We start from the raw sequence: 18,887 nt of genomic DNA, 5'->3' as shown, positions 1-18,887 counted from the left end.
GGAAGAACAGAGGGACCCCGGCATGCCTGCAGATGGCCCGCGCCACCGCAAATTTCTGACCAGCCGTCGCGCGTTCCTGCTGACGGCGGCTGCCATTTCGCTTGCGGGCTGCGCCGCCAACACCCCCGAGGCCGGGACAGCCGACGAGGTGGCAGCCAACGCTGTGGCGGCTCCGCCTACTCCCGTTGTTGCTGCGGCAGCCCAGGCGCCCGCCCCTGTGCCCCCGGGAAGAGACAGTATTGTTTCCTCGTTCGCGGGCCGGCCTCCGAACTCCTGGGGGCTCCAACTCCCCGGAACGGCGACCAGGCTCGCCGCCGGTGCCCAAGGCGTGGCCCTGACGTTTGACTGCTGCGGAGGACCCGGCGGAAACGGCGTGGACCAGGCCCTCATTGATGTGCTCAGGCACACCCGGACACCGGCAACGTTCTTCCTCAACTCCCGATGGATCCAAGCCAACCCTGGAGCCGCGAAGTCGTTGGCAGAAGATCCGCTGTTCGAAATCGGAAACCACGGTACGCGGCATGTTCCTCTGTCTGTTTCCGGACGCGCCGCATACGGAGTTCCTGGCACGTCCAGCCCGGCGGAAGTTTACGACGAGATAATGCTCAACCAGGAGGCCTTGCACCGCCTCACCGGCACTGCTCCCCGGTATTTCCGGCCCGGCACCGCCTACTTCGACGATGTTGCCGTGGCCATTGTCCGCGAACTCGGCCTGGTCCCGGTGTCCTTCAGCATCAACGGCGACGGCGGCGCCACCTACCCCATGCCCGTAGTTCTCCGCGAGGTTTCCGCCGCGAAACCTGGCGACGTCATCATCGCGCATGCCAACCACCCAAACGGCGGAACCGCGTCGGGGATCACGCGCGCACTGCCCATCCTGCGCGCCGCGGGACTCGAACCCGTCCGGCTCGCAGTCACCTGATTTCGGTTCACTTTGCTTCGTACCGCTCCCCTGCGGCGAAGCTGCGGCAGCCGGGCGCCGGTTAGCTCGGGATGTTGCGCATGGGTATGATCCGGGATCATGAGCACAACGCCGAGTACCGCTGGAACTGTCCGGGCCGTCTTCCTTGACGTGGACGGCACCTACGCGGACTACGGCGTCGTCCCCGAGGGCCACATGCGCGCGGTCCAGGCGGCGCGGAAGGCAGGACACCGGGTCTTCCTTTGCACCGGACGCCCGGTCTCAATGTTGCCCAAAAGCATTCTCGCCGCGGGTTTCGACGGCCTCGTGGCCAGTGCCGGCGCCTACGCCGAGGTGGCCGGGACGGTGCTGATGGACCGGCGGTTCCCGGCCGACCTTGCGGCCAGGACGGTCCGGGCGCTCGACGCGAACGACGCCGTCTACATCCTGGAGGCCCAGGAGGCGCTGCACGTGCCGCCCGCTGCGCTGGAGCGGTTGCGGGTGATTCTTGACGCCCATTTCGAGCAGGCACCCGGAGGCCCGGTAGGTTCGTCCGACATCCTCCGCGCGGTGCACCCCACCTCGAATGGTGCCGACGTGCAGTTCTCCAAGGTGTCCGTGTTTGACTCCCCCGTGGCCATGGAGGACCTGGTCGGGGAAATTGGCGGGGCGATTGCCGTGGTCGCGAATTCGGTGGCTGACGAGGGCCGGCACGCGGGGGAACTGTACCAGCGCGGGATCAGCAAGGCCGACGGCGTCGCGGCCGTCATTGCCCATCTGGGCATCGCCCGCGAAGACACGATTGCGGCCGGCGACGGCGCGAACGATCTGGAGATGATCGCCTTCGCAGGAATCGGCATCGCCATCGAAGGATCGCTCCCGGAGCTGGTGGCACTCGCCGACCTGACGGCCGCTCCTCCCCGGCAGGAAGGGCTCGTTGCCGCCTTCGCGGAGCTCGGCCTCATCTGATCCGGCGGGTAGGGGCCAGAGCACGAACAGGCAATGTTCTAGCGGTCGACGGCGGGACCTCCCGCCGTCGAACGTCAACCGTCGGAGCCGTTCCCGGCATCACAAGGTTGCAGCCTCTTCCTCCGCCAACCTGATCAGGCGAAGTTCGTCCTCCACCGCACGGGACGGCCAATAGCTCCTCGCCAGCTCGTTTGCCCGGCTTCGGTCAGCCTCCGGGAAGAGCTTCCCGAACAGTCCGGCCGCCTGAAGCAGTGCGATCAGTGCTGTGGTCCTGGCATCGGGCGCCTGGGCACCAGGCTTCGCAGGAGCGGGTTCCGCGGCACCGGGTGCCTTGGCCTCGGCCGCGCCCGAGTCCCCTGCCGCCGAATCCGATGCCGCGGTATCAACCGCTTCGGCTTCAGCGTCGGTCACTTTGGACGCAGACGCCTCGGGATCGGACAATGCACCGGTGAGGGTGGCCTGGATCTTTTTCAGCAGCGCTTCCTCCGGTGCGTGGTCCTTCTCGGGGTACCGCACGGCCCGGAAGCGGCCCAGATGCTTTTCGCCGAGATGTTCCACGATGCCCCGTGACGCCATCCCCTCATAGATGCGCCGCACTTCGGCCCGGCCCTCCAGTATGGCGACCCACGCCTTGGGAGTGTGGGGCCGGGACTTGCCGCGGATGAGTTCCAGCTCCTGCAGGAAGTCCGTCCTGGGGGCGGCGTCGGTGGCCTTGATGTGCTTCCCCTGCAGTTCGATAGCACCGAGCAGGGCCAGCTCGGCCAATATTGCCCCTGCCGTAGTGGTTCTGAGCGCGAACACGGGCACTTCAGGTTTGCCGTCTTTGTCGTTTGTAGCTAGAAGCAGGAAGGCCTGGGGAAGGCTCAGTTCCACCGCTTTTGGTGTTTCAGCATCCATAGCATCATGGTGGCCCTGTTGGGCAGCCACCACAATGAGGAATTGCTACCGCCGCATTCGACGCCGTGGTACGTTCACGATGATCAGGATGTCCCATGCGGCCCCTATCCAGCCCGGCTCCTGGCGCAAACCCAGAAAGCAGAGGCAACGATGCCAACTCTATTGGTCTTCCACGAGGTCGACGATGTTGAGCACTGGCTCAGCTCACCAAAGCGAGAAGAAGTATTCGGGCCGCTGGGCATCACGGTTCGAACGTTCAGCGACCCGGCGAAGAGCCAGCGTGTGGGCCTGATCGTCCAGGTCCCGGACATGGAAACATTTCAGCGAATCATGGAGTCCGAAACGACAGCCGACGCAATGAAATTCGACGGCGTCCGTCCGGAAACAATCCTGGTTCTCGTCGAGTCCTAGGCGGACCGCCCCGGATCGGGAACGCAGCCAGGCGCGGCGGCGCCTTGGGTGGCCGCCGCAGTCGACGACGGCCGGGGCAGGCAGGACAGGCATCAATCCTAGGCCGCGATGAAGAGCTCCCAGTCAGGGAAGGGATCCACCGGTAATGGTGGCGCGGTCTCGCCGAGACCTGCGGCACCGGCAAGTCCGTCCGGCCCTGGGGGCGGTTCCCACTCCGTATCTTCGCCATCTTCGCCCGTGTGGCCGGGGTGGTCGGGCCAGTGTGGTGGTTCCCAGTCCTGTTGTTCGCTGGGATATGAGCGTCCCGAAGGTGAGATCCAGCCGGGCGGCTGATCCTTGGTGGCGCCAACAGGTTTCCAACGTGAGCTGTGTTTCAGGCGGTGGTGTTTGCGGCATGGCTGGCCAAGGTTTGAGATTCCGGTGCCGCCGCCGTCCGACCATGCCAGGAGGTGGTCCGCTTCGTTGTCCAGGGAGTGGTTGTTGCAGCCGGGGAAAGGGCAGCGGCCATCCCGAAGCCGCAACCACTGGCGCATCGCTTTCGGAACCGGGTAGCTGGTGCGCCCTATTTCCAGCGGCGCTCCGCTGCGCGGATCCGTCAGGACGCGCATCAACGATGTGGCGCCGTCCGCGACAAGCCGGCGGGCCATGCTGGCAGGTATGGGACCATACCCGTCCAGGGTGGCCGGTTCGGTCGCTACCCCGAGAAGCGAGAACACCGGAACGGTGACGAGGACCTGCGCCCGTGGGGACGGGGTTCCTTCCACGACGCCTCCGAGCAGCCAGGATGTGGCGACGTCGGCACGGAGCTGGGTCAGGGTCCGGGCTTCGGCCGGGCCCTGCAGGGCGCGCGCCGCGTCCGTGGCACGGGACCAGACACCCGCCGCCACATCGGCGCTCACGTAGGCCGAGAGCCAGGCCATGCCGTCCCGGTCCGGGACAAGTTCCAGCCGGCGCTCCTTCGCACCCTTGCGGTGGCGGGCTTCGATGCTCACAGGATGGTGCCGTTCACGCCAGCTGCGCGCCTTGGCCCGGAACCTGCCCGGCACCAGCTCCCCTGCCGGGCAGCCACGCGCCGCAAACGGGGCCGCGGGGTCCAGGAAGTGGGCCTCGAGGGCGGCGGCCGCGGCGGGGTCCAGCCCGGATGTTTCATCGCACATCACCCGCGCGTGCTGCCATGAAATGGTCCCTGCCCCCAGCGCAGCGAGCGTCAGCGGCAAGCCCTCGGTCAGGGTGGCTGAATCCGCCAGGAGCGCGGCTGCCGACCGTTCACTCACCGTCAGGACACACGCCACCTCTGCCGTCACCGCCATTTCCCGGGCGGTGCACTCCTGCGGGGAACCGGCCGGGGCCGCCAAGGCCGCAGCAGCGTGCGCGTATCCGGCGGCAAAATGCACTTTCAGCGCGGCCATCATGGCCTCCAGGCCACCCACCGCAGCCATACCGTCCAGGCACGCGTCCGCCTTATCCTGGAGCGGGTCAGCACCGGCCGGGGCCAGGGTTCCGGCCGCGTTTCCATCCACGCGACCGGCACAGGCAGCCAGCGCAACAAAGGAGGCCGCCATGGCCTCCAACGTCTCCGCAACCGCACCGCTTTCCATACCCACAGCATGCCAGCAGCCACCGACATTTAAGGGCCGGCATCAGGGTGCAAAGTCAGCCTTCCAGGATCTGGCTGATCCCGAACTCTCCCACGGCAAACATCCGCGGATTATCGTCGGAGTTGCTGAGCATGGCCGTGGACAGGATCAGCGCCCAGCCGCGTGCCCTTCTCCAGGTGTCCCCATCGACTGCGGGGCCAAAGGCGCCCATGAAGCGGCGGCGGGCGCCGGCGTCGAACATCAGCCACGCCACCGCGAGGTCAACAGCCGGGTCCCCTGCCCCGACGTCGCCGAAATCGATGATGCCGGCCAGCGAGCCGTCGTTTGCCAGCAGGATATTGCCCGGGTGAAGGTCGCCGTGGAGCATCATCGCCGGACCAGCCCAGGCTTTAGCGGCACTGGCCTCCGCCCACACCGCACCCAGCGCTGCTGCCTGGGGGTAGCGTTCGCGGTCCCTGAGCCGTTCCACCACCGCTGACTCACGGTCCGTCAGCGGCACACCGCGGAAAGGATTCACCGGGACGCCGGCTTCGGCGGGCACATGGAGGGAGAGGAGGAAATCGGCCAGGCCCTCGGCGGCCCGGCCGCGATCTGCCGGGCCGACGTCGGCCGCGGCGGCTCCCGGCACCCACCGCACGATGCTCCACAGCCAGGGAAAGTCCGACGTCGGCTGGCCGGCATGGACGGGGACAGGAACCGCAACCGGGGAGCGTCGGGCGATGTCCGGAAGGTAGCGCTGTTCATGCAGTATGAGCGGAACGGCCTCGGCCCTGCGCGGCAGCCGGACCGCCAGGCCGTCGCCGAGCCGGAAGGTCGCGTTGTCCCAGCCGTTCGCAACCCGCACCAAAAGTCGGTCGCCGAGGTCGGGCCGCTGTTCCCTTACGAGGCGTTGGACGGCGGTGTCACTCACGTCCAGCGTGGCTGGTGGCATTGACGCCATTCAGAGATCCGCCTCCCTTGATCCTGCGATGCGACCGGGTCATTTCCTTGTCCGAATATAGTTCAGATTCCGCCCGGCAAACCCCTGCGGGGACCTGGCCCTGGCGGGGTACGGCGATCCGGACTGGTTCGAAATCTGGGGACCCGGCATCACCACCTTCGCTCCGCCGCTGGCCGAAATGGGAGCGAGAGCGGCCGAAATCCTGTTGGACCTGATCAACGGCAACCACCCGGCAGCCTCTGTCCACCGGATCCCTGGAGAACTTCGCCTCCGCGGGACATTGGCCCAGGCGGATCCCGGCCACAAGCCCGGTCAGGCAGCCTCGGCTAGCGGCCGGTAGTCCCCGGCTGAACCGTCACGGCACGGCGGGAACGCGGTGGTCAGTGGATGCGGTGCGTATCCGGTTCAATGGCCCACGCAAGCCGGTGGAGCAGGCTGGCGATCCGGCCCCGCATGGCGGACCACCGCGACAACTCAAGTTTGGTTTTGCGGTGCACCCGCGGGGCATTCGGGAGCGCGCTCGTGGCGGTGTCGTCTGTCCCGGCAAGGAAAAGTGCCATGAAACCTGAACTGTCCATAGAGGTATATCCCTGAATTATTTGAAGGTGTTGCCTGCGAGCGAGGACCAGCGGCTCCGAGGCGAGCGGATTCTTCAGGCGGATGAACCGGCACACGCGGCCCAAGCCTTACTTTGATTATCAGACAACCTCGCCGGAATCCGCCAACCAGTTGACCAATTGTTACCGCACACGAAATAGCAGCGGACGACGGCGGGACCTCCCGCCGTCGTCCGCTCAATATTCGTCCGCTTGAGTTTCGGCCTAAGTGAAGCTGGGTGCCCTGGGCGCTTCGACGATGGCCATCTGGCCGGTTTCGGGAACGCCGGGAAACTGCACGTGCGGGACCTCGACGGCGGGCACCGGCGCCGCCTGCGTGGACCGCATGCGAAGAAGGGCCACTGCGGAAATGAGGAACCAGGCGATGTTCGTGACCACCGACGGCCATGCCTCGTGGAAGGCGCCGTTGACGATGAAGGCGCAGGAACCGAGGAGATTCGCGATCTGGAATCCCTTTCCGGCCTTCAGCCACCCCATGGACACAGCCAGGTACGCACTGAGGATGGCGACAGCGCCTGCCCAGCCGGCAATTTCCCAGAGCAGTTCCATGATGTCCTTTCGGGGGTGATGCCCGGCTGCCATCCGCAGGGCGGAGTGGACAGCTGGCGGGCTGAATTTTTGTGTTCGGGGCTGGTTCCGATTGGATCAGGCATCCCTGGATTTGGCTTTCAACTGCAATTATGAGGTCGACATGCCTGTAGATCAATTGCATTCCTCTGAAGATGTGGTTTAGAACTACTTAACATGGATATCGATCCGCGCCGGCTGCGAATTCTCCTTGCGGTTGCCCGCACCGGCGGAGTGCTCGCCGCGGCTGACGAACTGGGGATCACGGCGTCGGCCGTGTCCCAGCAGCTCAACAAACTGGAGGACGAGACGGGGCATGCGCTCGTGGTGCGCACACCCAAAGGCTCCGTTCTGACACCCGCAGGCCTGGCCTTTGCCGAAGCCGGCGAGGAGATCGAACGCGCACTCAGTGTCGCCCGCGCCCGGATGGAGAGCGGGGCCAAGGTCGCAGGGGTGGTGCGGGTGGGAGGATTCACCAGCTTTGTCCGCACGGTGGTGATCCCGCGCCTGCCCGAGTGGCGCACCCGCTACCCGCAATTGCAGATCCGGATAGTTGAAGACGACTTCCCCGACCTGGTCCGGATGCTCCGCCAGCGCGCGCTCGACGCCGTGGTGGTGGAGCTCGATTCGACGACGGCCGCCCAAGGTTCGCTGTCCGCCGGAATGATCGAGGAGCCCCTCCTGGACGAGCCGTGGAAACTGGTGGTTCCCGCCGGCGCCCTGCTCACCACCGAGAACATCGACCTTGGCAACCTGCCGATTCCCTGGCTCGGCGTCGACGCCTCCGCCGCCAACGCTTCGGTCCTCGGCCGGCTCCGTCAGGCAACGGGCGCCCGGATGGAGACGGTTCATCAGTACCAGGAGACGCTGACCGCGCTGGCACTGGTCGCGGCGGGCGAGGGCGTTGCGATCGTACCCACCCTCGCGTTGAGCGGCGTCAGCCACGACGGGGTGGACGTCCTGGACGTCCCCGGCCTGGGCACGCGGCGCATCGTCCTGCGGCGGTTCGACCGGCGGCGGGCAGCCAGCACGCCCGTGGACACCGTCGCGCGCCTTCTGCGGGAATCGGCGGCGGCGTTCGACACGCGGTCCACCTCCTGACCGCCTACACGCAAGGTCACGCGGGCCCTCAAAGTGCACTCGTGACGGGTTAGGCAATAGTCTGGCCAGATGGGGACCAAAGCCGTGAACTCCGGCGAACAGATGGACAGGCAGTCGCGCATTCTCGAGGCGGCGCTGGACCTGCTGTCCCGCCACGGGATCTCGGGGGTGAGCATGCGGGCCGTGGCGCGCGAGGCCGGCGTCGCGCTGGGCCTGGTGAACTACTACTACGACGACAAGACGAGCCTCATACGGGCAGCCCTCCGCCGGGTGGACGAGCACGACCTCCTGCTGGTGGCACCCGACCCCTCGTCAGACCCCGAGGCACAGCTGCGCAAGGCCCTGCGGCGAGTGGCGGCCGCTGATCTGCTGACCACCCGCTACCTGTCCCTGCGCCTCCACCTTTGGGCCCTCGCCCAGGCGGACGAGGGCTATGCGCAGATCAACGCCGAGGCTTTCGACCGCTATCTCGACGGCCTCGCGGCACTCGTTTCCAACGCGCAACCCGACCTGTCCTGGGAGGCCTGCCGGGACAGGGCTGCCGACATTGTGGTCATCCAAAACGGCATGTGGCTGACGGCGCTGCTCGGCGTTGATCCGGCCGCCATCCAGCGAAGCATCGCCCGCACGGAGGAAATCGCCTTCGCGCCGCTTCACGACCACACCGTCTAGGACCACACTCGGGGCACGGGCAGCGCAACCGCCCTACGTAGCATTGAACGAGTGTTCAAAAAAGTATTGAACACTCGTTCAATCTGCATTACTGTCCTTCCTATGACTTACGCCACACCAGCCCATGACGTCATTCGAACCGCAACAACCGAGACAGCATCCACCCTGTTCATCAACGGTGCCTGGGAGCCGGCCGCCTCCGGTGCCGTGCGTGCAATCCGCAACCCCGCCGACGGCGAATTGGTGGCCACCGTGTCCGAGGCCGGCCGGGAGGACGCGGAACGCGCCATCGCCGCAGCCCGTGCAGCCTTCGACTCCGGAATCTGGTCGAACGTCCCGGCACCCGAGCGCGGCACCTTCCTGCTTAGGGTCGCAGCGGGACTGCGCGAACGCCGGGAAAAGTTCGCCCGCGCCGAGTCGCTGGACACCGGCAAGCGCATGGTCGAGAGCCGCATCGACATGGACGACATTGCCGCCTGCTTCGAGTACTTCGGCAGGCTCGCCGGGCAGCAGGCGGGCCGCATCGTCGACGCCGGGAACACCGCCGTCGTCAGCAAAATCGTCTACGAACCCGTGGGCGTCTGCGGCCTGATCACCCCGTGGAACTACCCCCTGCTCCAGGCGGCATGGAAGATCGCGCCCGCACTCGCCGCGGGCTGCACGTTCGTCCTCAAGCCCTCCGAGCTGACCCCGTCCACCGCCATCCTGGCCATGCAGCTGCTGCAGGACCTCGGCCTGCCGGACGGCGTCGCCAACCTCGTGACCGGAGCCGGCGCCGAGGCGGGCGCCCCGCTCTCGGAACACCCCGCCGTCGACCTCGTCTCCTTCACGGGCGGGCTGGAAACCGGCAAGCGGATCGCGGCGGCCGCCGCCGGCACCGTCAAGAAGGTGGCACTGGAGCTTGGCGGGAAGAACCCCAACGTGGTGTTCGCGGACGCGGACTTCGACGCCGCCGTGGACAACGCCCTGAACGGCGCCTTCGTCCACTCCGGGCAGGTCTGCTCCGCCGGGGCCCGGCTGGTGGTGGAGGAATCCATCGCCGAACGGTTTGTGGACGAGCTGGTCCGCCGTGCCCGGGAGATCCGGATCGGCGGGCCGTTCGATGACGCCGCCGAAACCGGCCCGCTGATTTCCGCGGCCCACCGCGACAAGGTCCACGCCTACGTCCAGCGCGGCATCCAGGAGGGTGCGCGGCTGCGGACCGGCGGTGCGGCGCCGCAAGGAGAAAAGTACGACGCCGGGTTCTACTACCAGCCCACCGTCCTGGACCGCGTCCGGCGGGGGATGTCCGTGGTCACCGACGAGGCGTTCGGCCCGGTGGTCACAGTGGAAACGTTCCGCACCGAGGACGAAGCGGTTGCCACCGCCAACGACACCATTTACGGCTTGGCCGGCGCAGTCTGGACCCAGGACGCCGGCAAGGCGCAGCGCGTGGCATCCCGGCTGCGGCACGGCACCATCTGGATCAACGATTACCACCCCTACCTCCCCCAGGCCGAGTGGGGCGGCTTCGGCCAGTCCGGCGTCGGCCGCGAGCTGGGTCCCACGGGCCTGGCCGAATACCAGGAAGCCAAGCACATCTACCAGAACACCAGCCCGCAGGTCACCGGCTGGTTTGCTGACCACGGCAAGGAGAACTAGATGCACTACGACAACATTGAGGACCTCACCGACCGCGGGTTCGACTACGTCGTCATCGGCGGCGGATCCGCCGGTGCCGCAGTCGCCGCCCGGCTGAGCGAGGATCCGGACGTGACCGTGGCCCTCGTGGAGGCCGGCCCGGATGACCGCAACCTGCCCGAAATCCTGCAGCTGGACCGCTGGATGGAGCTGCTCGAATCCGGCTACGACTGGGACTACCCGGTGGAGCCGCAGGAAAACGGCAACTCCTTCATGCGCCACGCCCGTGCCAAGGTGATGGGCGGATGCTCGAGCCACAACTCGTGCATCGCCTTCTGGGCGCCCCGCGAGGACCTGGACGAGTGGGAGTCCAAGTATGGAGCCGCCGGCTGGAACGCCGACGCCGCCTGGCCGCTCTACCAGCGGCTGGAAACCAATGAGGACGCCGGCCCGGACGCACCCCACCACGGGGACTCGGGCCCGGTGCACCTGATGAACGTCCCCCCGGTGGATCCTGCCGGCGTCGCGCTCCTGGACGCCTGTGAACAGACGGGTATTCCCCGGGCGAAGTTCAACTCCGGCACCACCGTGGTCAACGGCGCCAACTTCTTCCAGATCAACCGCCGCGCGGACGGCACCCGCGCCTCCAGCTCGGTCTCCTACATCCACCCCATCATCGACCGCCCCAACTTCACCTTGCTCACGGGCCTCCGCGCCCGCCAGCTGGTGTTCGACGCGGACAAGCGCTGCACCGGCGTGGACGTGGTGGACTCCGCGTTCGGCCGGACCCACCGGCTCTCCGCGCACCGCGAGGTCATCCTGTCCACCGGCGCCATCGACTCCCCCAAGCTGCTGATGCTCTCCGGCATCGGCCCGGCAGCGCACCTGGCCCAGCACGGCATCGAGGTGCTGGCGGACTCCCCCGGCGTGGGCGAAAACCTCCAGGACCATCCCGAAGGCGTGGTCCAGTTCGAGGCCAGGCAGCCCATGGTGCAGACCTCCACCCAGTGGTGGGAGATCGGCATCTTCACTCCAACCGAGGACGGCCTGGACCGCCCGGACCTGATGATGCACTACGGCTCCGTCCCGTTCGACATGAACACCCTGCGGCACGGCTACCCCACCACCGAGAACGGCTTCAGCCTCACCCCGAACGTCACGCACGCCCGGTCCCGCGGCACCGTCCGGCTGCGCAGCCGCGACTTCCGCGACAAGCCCATGGTGGACCCGCGCTACTTCACGGATCCCGAAGGCCACGACATGCGCGTTATGGTGGCCGGCATCCGCAAGGCCCGCGAAATCGCGGCCCAGCCCGCCATGGCCGAATGGACCGGCCGCGAGCTATCGCCCGGCGTCGAGGCGCAGACGGACGAGGAACTGCGGGAGTACATCCGCAAGACCCACAACACCGTGTACCACCCGGTGGGCACCGTCCGGATGGGCCCGGCCGACGACGATCTGTCACCGCTGGATCCCGAGCTGCGGGTCAAGGGCGTCACCGGCCTGCGCGTCGCGGATGCGTCTGTGATGCCGGAACACGTCACCGTAAACCCCAACATCACCGTCATGATGATCGGCGAGCGCTGCGCGGATTTGATCCGGGCGGACCTCATCCGCGCCGGGCACACCGATGGCGCTGAAAGGGCCGCTGAAGAGAAAGAGGTGGAGCTCAGCCCGTCCTTCGCCTGAGAGGCAAGTTCCGGAGGCTAGTTGATTTCACCCGCGTCCAATGGCGGCCGCGGGGTGCATCGTGCGTACTTTTCTGACTTAGGAGTTCACGTCTTGGAACCCAGCAAGAGTATTGATTCAAGCGGCATGGATGAATTTGGCTACACCCAGACCCTGGACCGGAGCATCGGCAAGTTTGCCAGCTTCGCCGCAGGCGTCAGCTACATCTCCATCCTGACCGGCGTCTTCCAACTGTTCTACTTTGGTTTTTCCATGGCCGGCCCGGCGTACGCCTGGTCCTGGCCCATCGTCTTCGTCGGCCAGCTGATGGTGGCGCTCTGTTTCGCCGAGCTGGCCGGCCGCTACCCCGTGGCGGGATCGGTCTACAACTGGGCCAAGCGGCTCTCGTCGGGGACCTCGTCCTGGCTGGCGGGCTGGCTGCTGCTGCTCTCCTCCATCGTGGCGCTGGGCTCCGTGGCGCTGGCCCTGCAGCTCACCCTGCCGCAGCTCTGGTCCGGTTTCCAGTTCGTCGGTGACGGCACCGGACCCTACGACTTCGCCATGAACGGCGTGGTGCTGGCCACCATCATGATCACCATCTCCACCCTCATCAACGCCTTCGGTGTGAAGCTGATGACCAGGATCAACAGCATCGGCGTCTTCGTGGAGCTGACCGCGGCCGTGCTGCTGATCCTCGCGCTGGGCTGGCACGTGGTGCGGGGGCCCGAGGTCTTCTTCGACACCGCCGGCTTCGGCGAGGGGCACGACCTTGGCTTCTTCGGCGTCTTCCTCATCGGCGCCATGGCGTCCGGCTACGTCATGTACGGCTTCGACACCGCCAGCTCCCTCGGCGAGGAAACGAAGGATCCCAAGCGCACGGCACCCAAAGCCATCCTGCGGGCCATTACGGCCTCGTTCCTGCTGGGCGGCCTGATCCTGCTGTTTGGCATCCTGGCCGCACCGGACCTGGCCGATCCCAAGGTGGGAGCTGCCGACGGCGGCCTGCAGTACATTGTGCTCTCCGTCCTGGGCGGACCGTTCGGCAAGGCCTTCCTGGCCTGCATCGTGGTGGCCGTGGTGGTCTGCACCCTGGCTGTCCATGCCGCCGCCATCCGCATGATGTTCGCGATGGCCCGGGACAACAACCTGCCGTTCAGCCGGCAGCTCGGCAAGGTGGATCCGGTCCGCAGGACCCCCAAGATCGCGGCGATCGTGATCGGCGTTATGGCCGTCATTCCGCTGCTGGTCAACGTGATGCAGCCGGCCATCTTCACCATCATGTCCAGCATCAGCATCGTCCTGATCTACCTGTCCTACCTCCTGGTGACTGTTCCGTTGCTGCGCAACCGGCTCCTGAAGAAGTGGCCGCTCGCCGCAGACGGCACCGAGCCCGGATTCAGCCTTGGCAAATGGGGCCTGCCGGTGAACATCCTGGCGGTCTTCTGGGGCGGTGCCATGACACTGAATCTGGTCTGGCCCCGGCCGGAGATCTACAACTCGGTGCCGCCGTTCGAGTGGTACCTGCAGTGGGGCGGCGTGATCTTCGTGGCCGCCGTGATCGTTGGCGGGACCCTGCTCTACCGCCTGAAGATCCGCCACCAGACCGGGGTGCTGGCCGAGCATGCCGCGGCGGTCGCCGCACATCCGTCGTCGGCTGGTGCCGCTCAGTACGGCGCAGCGCAGGACGAGGCAGCGCAGCGCAAAGCTCCGGAGGATGCGCTGGTAACCGCGTCGGAAGCTTCGTAACGCCCCCGGAAGGGTCGACGACGGCACTCAATTGAGCGCCGTCGTCGGCCCTTTTGCGTTGGTGACTCCCGCGCAGGTGAGTGACTTAACGTCACACAACGCGACGGCCTCCGGATCCGGACAAGCACGTCCTACCCTTGACAGGTGACTTTGACTAAGATCCGCACCGCCGCCGCGAGCTCCCTCGCCGCCGCCGGTCTCCTGTTTGCCCTTGCCGCCTGTTCCGCGCCGGCCGCCACCCAGCCCACCACCTCTGCCCCTGCCTCCACGGCAGCGGCTTCATCCAGCGCCGCCGCCGGGCCCTGCACCGGCGTAAAGGTCATCGTCGATTCCGGCTCCCTGAAGCAGGCTGCCGCTGACACGTCCGTTTGCGTCCCAGTGGACGCGCCGACTGCCGCCTCCAAGGTGCTGGACGAGGCAAAGGTGAAAACCGAGGGCACCGCGCAGTACCCCAAGGAACTGGTATGCCGGGTGAACGGCGTGCCAGCCGCAGACCTCGACATCACCCACAAGGGCGGCACGTACCGGGAAGACTGCAGCAAGATGCCCGCAGCCTTCGCCTACTGGGCCCTCTGGGTCAAGCCGGCCACCGGCGACTGGGCCTACGCGCAGGAAGGCCTCGCCACCCTGCAGGTCAGCCCGGGCCAGAGCCTGGAACTGCTCTTCACGGTCGACGGCGAACCGGCCGCCCCCAAGGCATGACCTTTCGACCCGCGCCGTTACGAGCTGGGGCGGCCCTCGCCGTCGTCTTCATCGCGGCGCGGGTCATCTACCGCATCCTTTTCAACGGGGCGGGCCTCGGCGGACCGGTCCTGCTCGACCTGCCGGCAGTGCCGCTGCCTGCCCCGTACGCCCATGTGGTCCTCCTCGGTCCGGTCACGGCGCAGGGGCTGTGGGCGGCGGTCCTGTCCGCCCTGCCAATTGCCGGGATGATCCTCGCTTTCGGCATTCTCAACGCCTGTGTGGATGTGGCCCGCGGCTTTGTGCACCTGGCCCGCGGCGGCCCCATGCAGGGCCTGGCCCGGACCCTTGTGGTGGCCTGGGCGGCGCTTCCGGCACTTTCGGATGCCGTGACCTCCGTCCGCCTGGCCTTCCGGCTGCGGGGCGAACGCTTCGGGCCCCGGGCCCTGGTGCCCGTGCTGGAGCGCACCCTCGAGCATGCCAGCCGGGTGGCCGCAGCCCTGGAGCTGCGCGGTTTCGGGAGCCGGGCACCCCATTCATCCATCGGCGGTGCCGACGCACCGCTTCTGGTCCGGGACGCACTGTTCCGCATTGGTGACGCGCAGGTGCGCATCGCCGGGTTCACGCCGTCGAGCGGGTCCGTTACGGTGATCACCGGGCCGACGGGCTCCGGCAAATCCACCATCCTGCGGGGCGTCGCCGGCCTCCTCTCGCACGTTGACGGCGGAGATATCTCCGGCACCGTGCGCGTCGCCGGCACGGACCGTGCCACCACACCCCCGCGCGATACCGCGCGCCTCATCGGCGTCGTCCTGCAGAATCCCCGCGCCGCCTTCGCCACCACCCGGGTCCGGGATGAAATCGGCCTCGCACTGGAGCTGCGCGGCATGGCATCCGGAACCGCCAAGGCCCGGGTGCTGGAAGTTGCTGAGGTCATCGGAGTGTCGGCGCTGCTGGACCGGAACGTCAGCACCCTGTCCGCGGGTGAGGCAACGCTGGTAGCCATCGCCGCGGCAGTGGTGGAGCATCCGGCCCTGCTCCTGGTCGATGAGCCGCTGGCCGACCTTGACACCGCGGCGCGCGGACACGTGATCGCCGTGCTCAACGACCTCGCCCGCCAAGACGGTGTCTGCGTCATCGCGGCGGAGCACCGGGCGGAACAGTTCGTCCCGGTTGCCGACTCGTGGTGGACCATCGACGACGGCGCCCTGGTGCCGGGTGCCGCGCCCTCCGCGCCTCTGCCTCGTGTTCACGGCCCAGCCCCGGCCTCCTACGATGAGCACGCGCCGGTGCTGACCGGGCCGGTGCTGACGGCGGCAAATCTTGCGGTGCACCGGAAGGGCAAGACGCTGGTGCGCGACGCGTCGCTGACCCTGCACCGCGGCGAAGTGGTGGCCCTGGTGGGGCCGAACGGGGCCGGGAAGTCGTCCGTCCTCGTGGCGCTGGCCCTCGGTGAAGGCACGTTGGAAGGCAGGGACCGTCAAGGAACGGTCGACGGCGGCATTGTCGACGGCGGCCGCGTCGCCCTCGTCCCGGACGCCTCGGACGACCTCTTCACCAGGGATACGGTGGCGGGAGAGCTCCGCGCCGCCGAGCGGCGCCAGGCGCGGGCTGCGCGTCAGGCCCGCACCGCACGCAGCCCAAGCAATGCCCAACTTCCCCCGATGCCTGCGGCGTCACGCCTGGCCCGTTTGCGGGGAGACGTCCGGATCCCCATTGGAGATGAGCACCCCCGGGACCTCTCCGCGGGAGAGCGCCGGATCCTTGCCATCGCGCTGCAGACCATGGACGACCCCCAGGTCCTCCTGATCGATGAGCCCACCCGCGGGCTGGATCCCGCGGCCCGCACGGCAGTTTCGGCAGCGTTGCGGGCGGCGGCGGACTCCGGTGCTGCGGTCCTGATCGCCACGCACGACCTCGATTTTGCCCATGGCCTCGGGGCCCGGATCCTGCCGATGCGTGACGGCGTCGCGCCCTCTTCCGTGCCGGAAGCCGCACCGGCCGCTGCACCTGAACCGCCCCTGCCCCTTTCCCGGCCAGCGGGTGCCGGACCGCGGCAACGGGTCATCGAACCAACGGACACCCAGGGCGCGGCAAAACAGCGCCACATCCGGATGCCGCGGGGCGTCGAGCTTGCTGTTCTCGCAGCGGCGAACGTCATCGCCCTCGCAGCATTCTGCTGGCCGCTGCTCGCCGCGGCACTGCCCGAGGATGCCGCCGCGGCCCTCCCCTACGCGGCGCTGGCCATCGCGCCGATTGCCGCCGTCGCCGTCGTTGTGTCCATGGACGGCTCGGTGCGCTCCGCTCATACGGTCGCGTTACTTGGCGTCCTGGCCGCCGTCGGTTCGGCGGTGCGGGTGGCGAGCACCGGCGTCGGGGGCGTGGAGGCAGTCTTTATCCTGCTGATCCTGGCCGGCAGGGCCTTCGGTGCGCGTTTCGGCATGCTCCTCGGCGCCGCCACTATCGCCCTCTCCAGCGCCTTGTGGGGTGGGATCGGGCCGTGGACGCCGTTCCAGATCTTCGCCTGCGCATGGGTGGGCGCCGGGGCCGGCCTGCTCCCCCGCCGGGTGCGGGGCAAGGCCGAGCTGTGGTTGCTGTGCGGCTACGGGGTTGTGGCGTCCTACCTGTTCGGTCTGCTGACCAACCTGTGGTTCTGGCCCTTCGCCGTGGGCGCCGGCACCGGCATCTCCTACATACCGGGCGTTCCGCTGGGCACCAACCTCAGCAGCTTCCTGCTCTACTCGCTGGTGACGTCGACGGCGGGCTGGGACACCCTGCGTGCCGTCACCACCATCGTCGGAATCGCCGTGGTGGGGCGGGCCATTCTCGCCGCACTGCGGCGGGTGAAGCCGGTCTCCGGCCTGGGGGGAAGTGCGGGCGGGGCCGCCGAGCAAGCCCAACCCGCTCAGGACAGGGACCAGCCCCAAATCCGGGTCTGAGGACCCCGCCGGCAGTGCCGCGCCGCATCTTCCGTTTCTGCGCGCAAGGACGGCATATGATGGCCCAAAAGAGTGGCGGGACGGTCACGTTGCACGAGAGGATGCAGATGCCGGGAAGGCCGAGGCAGGACAACAGCCAGGTCCAAGGAGCTGCGGCGTCGCTATTGAATGGTCTTGCTGTGCTGGAAGCCTTCTCGGTGCAAAATCCGGTTCTTGGTGTGACTGAGATTGCTCACCGGGTTGGCCTCCACAAGAGCACGGTGTCACGCATTTTGAGCGGTCTGACAGAAGCTGGATATGTCCAGCGGGATGAGGAGACGGGGCGGTATCGCCTCGGGCTGGGCCTCCTTGCGTTGGCCGGCCCTTTACTGGCGGACCTGGATGTCCGCCGTGCCGCGGTTCCCTATCTGGAGAAATTAACCGAAAGCACCCAAGAGACCAGCGCAATCTCGGTCTGGAACGGCCATGAGGCCATCGTCGTGGAGCAGGTTGCCAGCCCCTTCCAGGTCAAACACACTGCCTCCATTGGAACCCGGTACAACACATTCGAAAGTTCCTCGGTGCGGGTCTTCCTGGCGGAGCTGGCACCGGCCCTCGCGACCGAGCTGATCGGATCCGGGCAGATATTACGCAAGGCAGGAGATGGTTTGCCGGAGGACCACACCACCCACCTGCAGGAAGTCGCCCGTCAGGCATACGCCGTCAACGACGGTGCAACCGCAGACGAAGAGTTTGGGGTCTCCGCTCCGGTCCGGGATTACCGAAGCAAGGTGGTTGGGTGCATCACTGCAGCCGCTCCCCGTTCCCGCGTGCACAAGCAGGCCACCAGGGACGCTCTGGTTCAAGCCGTACAGCACGCTGCCTCGGAACTATCCACCCGCCTGGGCTGGTCAGCTTCACTTCCGGGCTGATTCACCCACGCAACGTCAGCGCACTGGATTTGTTTCCCCCGGGAGGCTGCCCAGCCGAGTCGAAACGCGCTCAGCGGCCTGTAGCACGGCTTCGCGCAGGCTCGACTGACTCTTCAGGTGCTGAACCCGGGACCGGGGCGCGCTGGCTGTGATGCAGCCGACGACTTCGCCCCGGTAGTCCCGCACGGGGGCGGACACGCCGTATTCCTCGTAAGTGGTCTCGCCGTCGTTGACGGCGTACCCGTGGTCCCGCACGGCGGCCAGCTGTTCGTAGACCGGGTCCTCGAGACCGCGGTAGGCCTCTCGCAGCACGATCCGGCCGGCCAGCAGACGGTCGGTTTCCTCGCGCGGCAGGTCGGCGAGAAACACGCGGACTGAGGAGCTGGCGAACTTGTTGTAGCGCGTGCCGATCGCCGCGCTGTGTTTGACCTGATGGGGGGAGGCCGTCTGTTCCACGACGATCGCGTTGGTGCCGTTCCAGACGGCGATCGCGGCCGTCTCGCCGGTGGCTTCGGTGAGTTCTTCGAGGTGAGGCAGGGCGGTACGGCGGACGCCGAGTTCGGCCAGCAGCGGGTCCTGCCAAGCCGATCATCCCGAGGCCCAGGCGGTATCGCCCGGTGTCTTCGTCGCGCTGCACGTATCCGGCTTC

Annotated in this window: 18 protein-coding genes; 12 read left to right on the top strand and 6 right to left on the bottom strand. The window is 67.5% G+C overall.

Annotation, left to right across the window (positions count from 1 at the left end; translation table 11 throughout):
* Positions 1–22: 22 nt before the first annotated feature.
* Together AC6JAC_RS03235 and AC6JAC_RS03230 are read left to right on the top strand one after the other, a co-directional pair.
* Positions 23–922, top strand: coding sequence for a polysaccharide deacetylase family protein (locus tag AC6JAC_RS03235; RefSeq protein ID WP_497963420.1), 900 nt, complete (start codon positions 23–25; stop codon positions 920–922).
* A 99-nt stretch (positions 923–1,021) separates the two neighbouring features.
* The gene (locus AC6JAC_RS03230) at positions 1,022–1,870 is read left to right on the top strand and encodes an HAD-IIB family hydrolase (protein WP_497963419.1); all 849 of its coding nucleotides are present in this window, start codon (positions 1,022–1,024) and stop codon (positions 1,868–1,870) included.
* Positions 1,871–1,969: 99 nt separating this feature from the next.
* Here AC6JAC_RS03230 and AC6JAC_RS03225 read toward each other — a convergent pair whose 3' ends face one another.
* The gene (locus tag AC6JAC_RS03225; protein ID WP_497963418.1) at positions 1,970–2,767 is read right to left on the bottom strand and encodes a GOLPH3/VPS74 family protein; all 798 of its coding nucleotides are present in this window, start codon (positions 2,765–2,767) and stop codon (positions 1,970–1,972) included.
* 150 nt (positions 2,768–2,917) lie between these two features.
* Here AC6JAC_RS03225 and AC6JAC_RS03220 point away from each other — a divergent pair, with 150 nt between their 5' ends.
* Positions 2,918–3,178, top strand: coding sequence for a hypothetical protein (locus AC6JAC_RS03220; RefSeq protein WP_028269752.1), 261 nt, complete (start codon positions 2,918–2,920; stop codon positions 3,176–3,178).
* A gap of 98 nt (positions 3,179–3,276) precedes the next feature.
* On the opposite strand, the gene AC6JAC_RS03215 is transcribed toward AC6JAC_RS03220, so the two are convergent.
* Positions 3,277–4,776, bottom strand: a complete 1,500-nt coding sequence (locus AC6JAC_RS03215) for an HNH endonuclease signature motif containing protein (protein WP_497963417.1) — start codon at positions 4,774–4,776, stop codon at positions 3,277–3,279.
* A gap of 55 nt (positions 4,777–4,831) precedes the next feature.
* Positions 4,832–5,716 carry an aminoglycoside phosphotransferase family protein gene (locus AC6JAC_RS03210; RefSeq protein WP_497963416.1) on the bottom strand — a complete coding sequence of 295 codons (885 nt, stop codon included), beginning with the start codon at positions 5,714–5,716 and terminating at the stop codon, positions 4,832–4,834.
* A 94-nt stretch (positions 5,717–5,810) separates the two neighbouring features.
* Here AC6JAC_RS03210 and AC6JAC_RS03205 point away from each other — a divergent pair, with 94 nt between their 5' ends.
* Positions 5,811–6,056, top strand: a complete 246-nt coding sequence (locus tag AC6JAC_RS03205) for a substrate-binding domain-containing protein (RefSeq protein WP_497966758.1) — start codon at positions 5,811–5,813, stop codon at positions 6,054–6,056.
* A gap of 40 nt (positions 6,057–6,096) precedes the next feature.
* On the opposite strand, the gene AC6JAC_RS03200 is transcribed toward AC6JAC_RS03205, so the two are convergent.
* Both AC6JAC_RS03200 and AC6JAC_RS03195 read right to left on the bottom strand, forming a co-directional pair.
* A complete protein-coding gene (locus AC6JAC_RS03200; protein WP_231511079.1) occupies positions 6,097–6,276 on the bottom strand; it encodes a hypothetical protein in 180 nt (59 codons plus the stop codon).
* Positions 6,277–6,537: 261 nt separating this feature from the next.
* Positions 6,538–6,882 (bottom strand): CBU_0592 family membrane protein, encoded by a 345-nt coding sequence (locus AC6JAC_RS03195; protein WP_051628728.1) that lies wholly within the window; start codon positions 6,880–6,882, stop codon positions 6,538–6,540.
* A gap of 195 nt (positions 6,883–7,077) precedes the next feature.
* Between AC6JAC_RS03195 and AC6JAC_RS03190 the strand changes: the two genes are divergently transcribed.
* From AC6JAC_RS03190 to AC6JAC_RS03155, 8 genes are all read left to right on the top strand, one after another.
* A complete protein-coding gene (locus AC6JAC_RS03190; RefSeq protein ID WP_347897615.1) occupies positions 7,078–8,001 on the top strand; it encodes a LysR family transcriptional regulator in 924 nt (307 codons plus the stop codon).
* A 69-nt stretch (positions 8,002–8,070) separates the two neighbouring features.
* Positions 8,071–8,673, top strand: coding sequence for a TetR/AcrR family transcriptional regulator (locus AC6JAC_RS03185; RefSeq protein ID WP_497963415.1), 603 nt, complete (start codon positions 8,071–8,073; stop codon positions 8,671–8,673).
* A 102-nt stretch (positions 8,674–8,775) separates the two neighbouring features.
* Positions 8,776–10,314, top strand: coding sequence for an aldehyde dehydrogenase family protein (locus AC6JAC_RS03180; protein ID WP_497963414.1), 1,539 nt, complete (start codon positions 8,776–8,778; stop codon positions 10,312–10,314).
* The gene (locus AC6JAC_RS03175; protein ID WP_497963413.1) at positions 10,315–11,982 is read left to right on the top strand and encodes a GMC family oxidoreductase; all 1,668 of its coding nucleotides are present in this window, start codon (positions 10,315–10,317) and stop codon (positions 11,980–11,982) included.
* Between the two features lie 126 nt (positions 11,983–12,108).
* Positions 12,109–13,707, top strand: a complete 1,599-nt coding sequence (locus AC6JAC_RS03170; protein ID WP_497963412.1) for an APC family permease — start codon at positions 12,109–12,111, stop codon at positions 13,705–13,707.
* A 144-nt stretch (positions 13,708–13,851) separates the two neighbouring features.
* Positions 13,852–14,409 (top strand): hypothetical protein, encoded by a 558-nt coding sequence (locus AC6JAC_RS03165; RefSeq protein ID WP_347897606.1) that lies wholly within the window; start codon positions 13,852–13,854, stop codon positions 14,407–14,409.
* Entirely contained in the window at positions 14,406–17,327 is a 2,922-nt protein-coding gene (locus AC6JAC_RS03160) for an ATP-binding cassette domain-containing protein (RefSeq protein ID WP_497963411.1), read from the top strand. The genes AC6JAC_RS03165 and AC6JAC_RS03160 overlap by 4 nt, the downstream gene beginning before the upstream one ends.
* 56 nt (positions 17,328–17,383) lie before the next feature.
* Positions 17,384–18,238: an IclR family transcriptional regulator gene (locus tag AC6JAC_RS03155; RefSeq protein ID WP_497963410.1), complete on the top strand. Its 855-nt coding sequence runs from the start codon at positions 17,384–17,386 to the stop codon at positions 18,236–18,238.
* 15 nt (positions 18,239–18,253) lie between these two features.
* Here the strand turns inward: AC6JAC_RS03155 and AC6JAC_RS03150 are convergent, their stop codons facing one another.
* Positions 18,254–18,775, bottom strand: coding sequence for an IclR family transcriptional regulator (locus AC6JAC_RS03150; protein ID WP_497966756.1), 522 nt, complete (start codon positions 18,773–18,775; stop codon positions 18,254–18,256).
* Positions 18,776–18,887: the final 112 nt, after the last annotated feature.

The sequence above is a fragment of the Arthrobacter sp. KUASC02 genome, from assembly GCF_059739395.1.
Note: the sequence above shows the minus strand (reverse complement) of the source record. Positions and strands in the feature narration are given on the sequence as shown.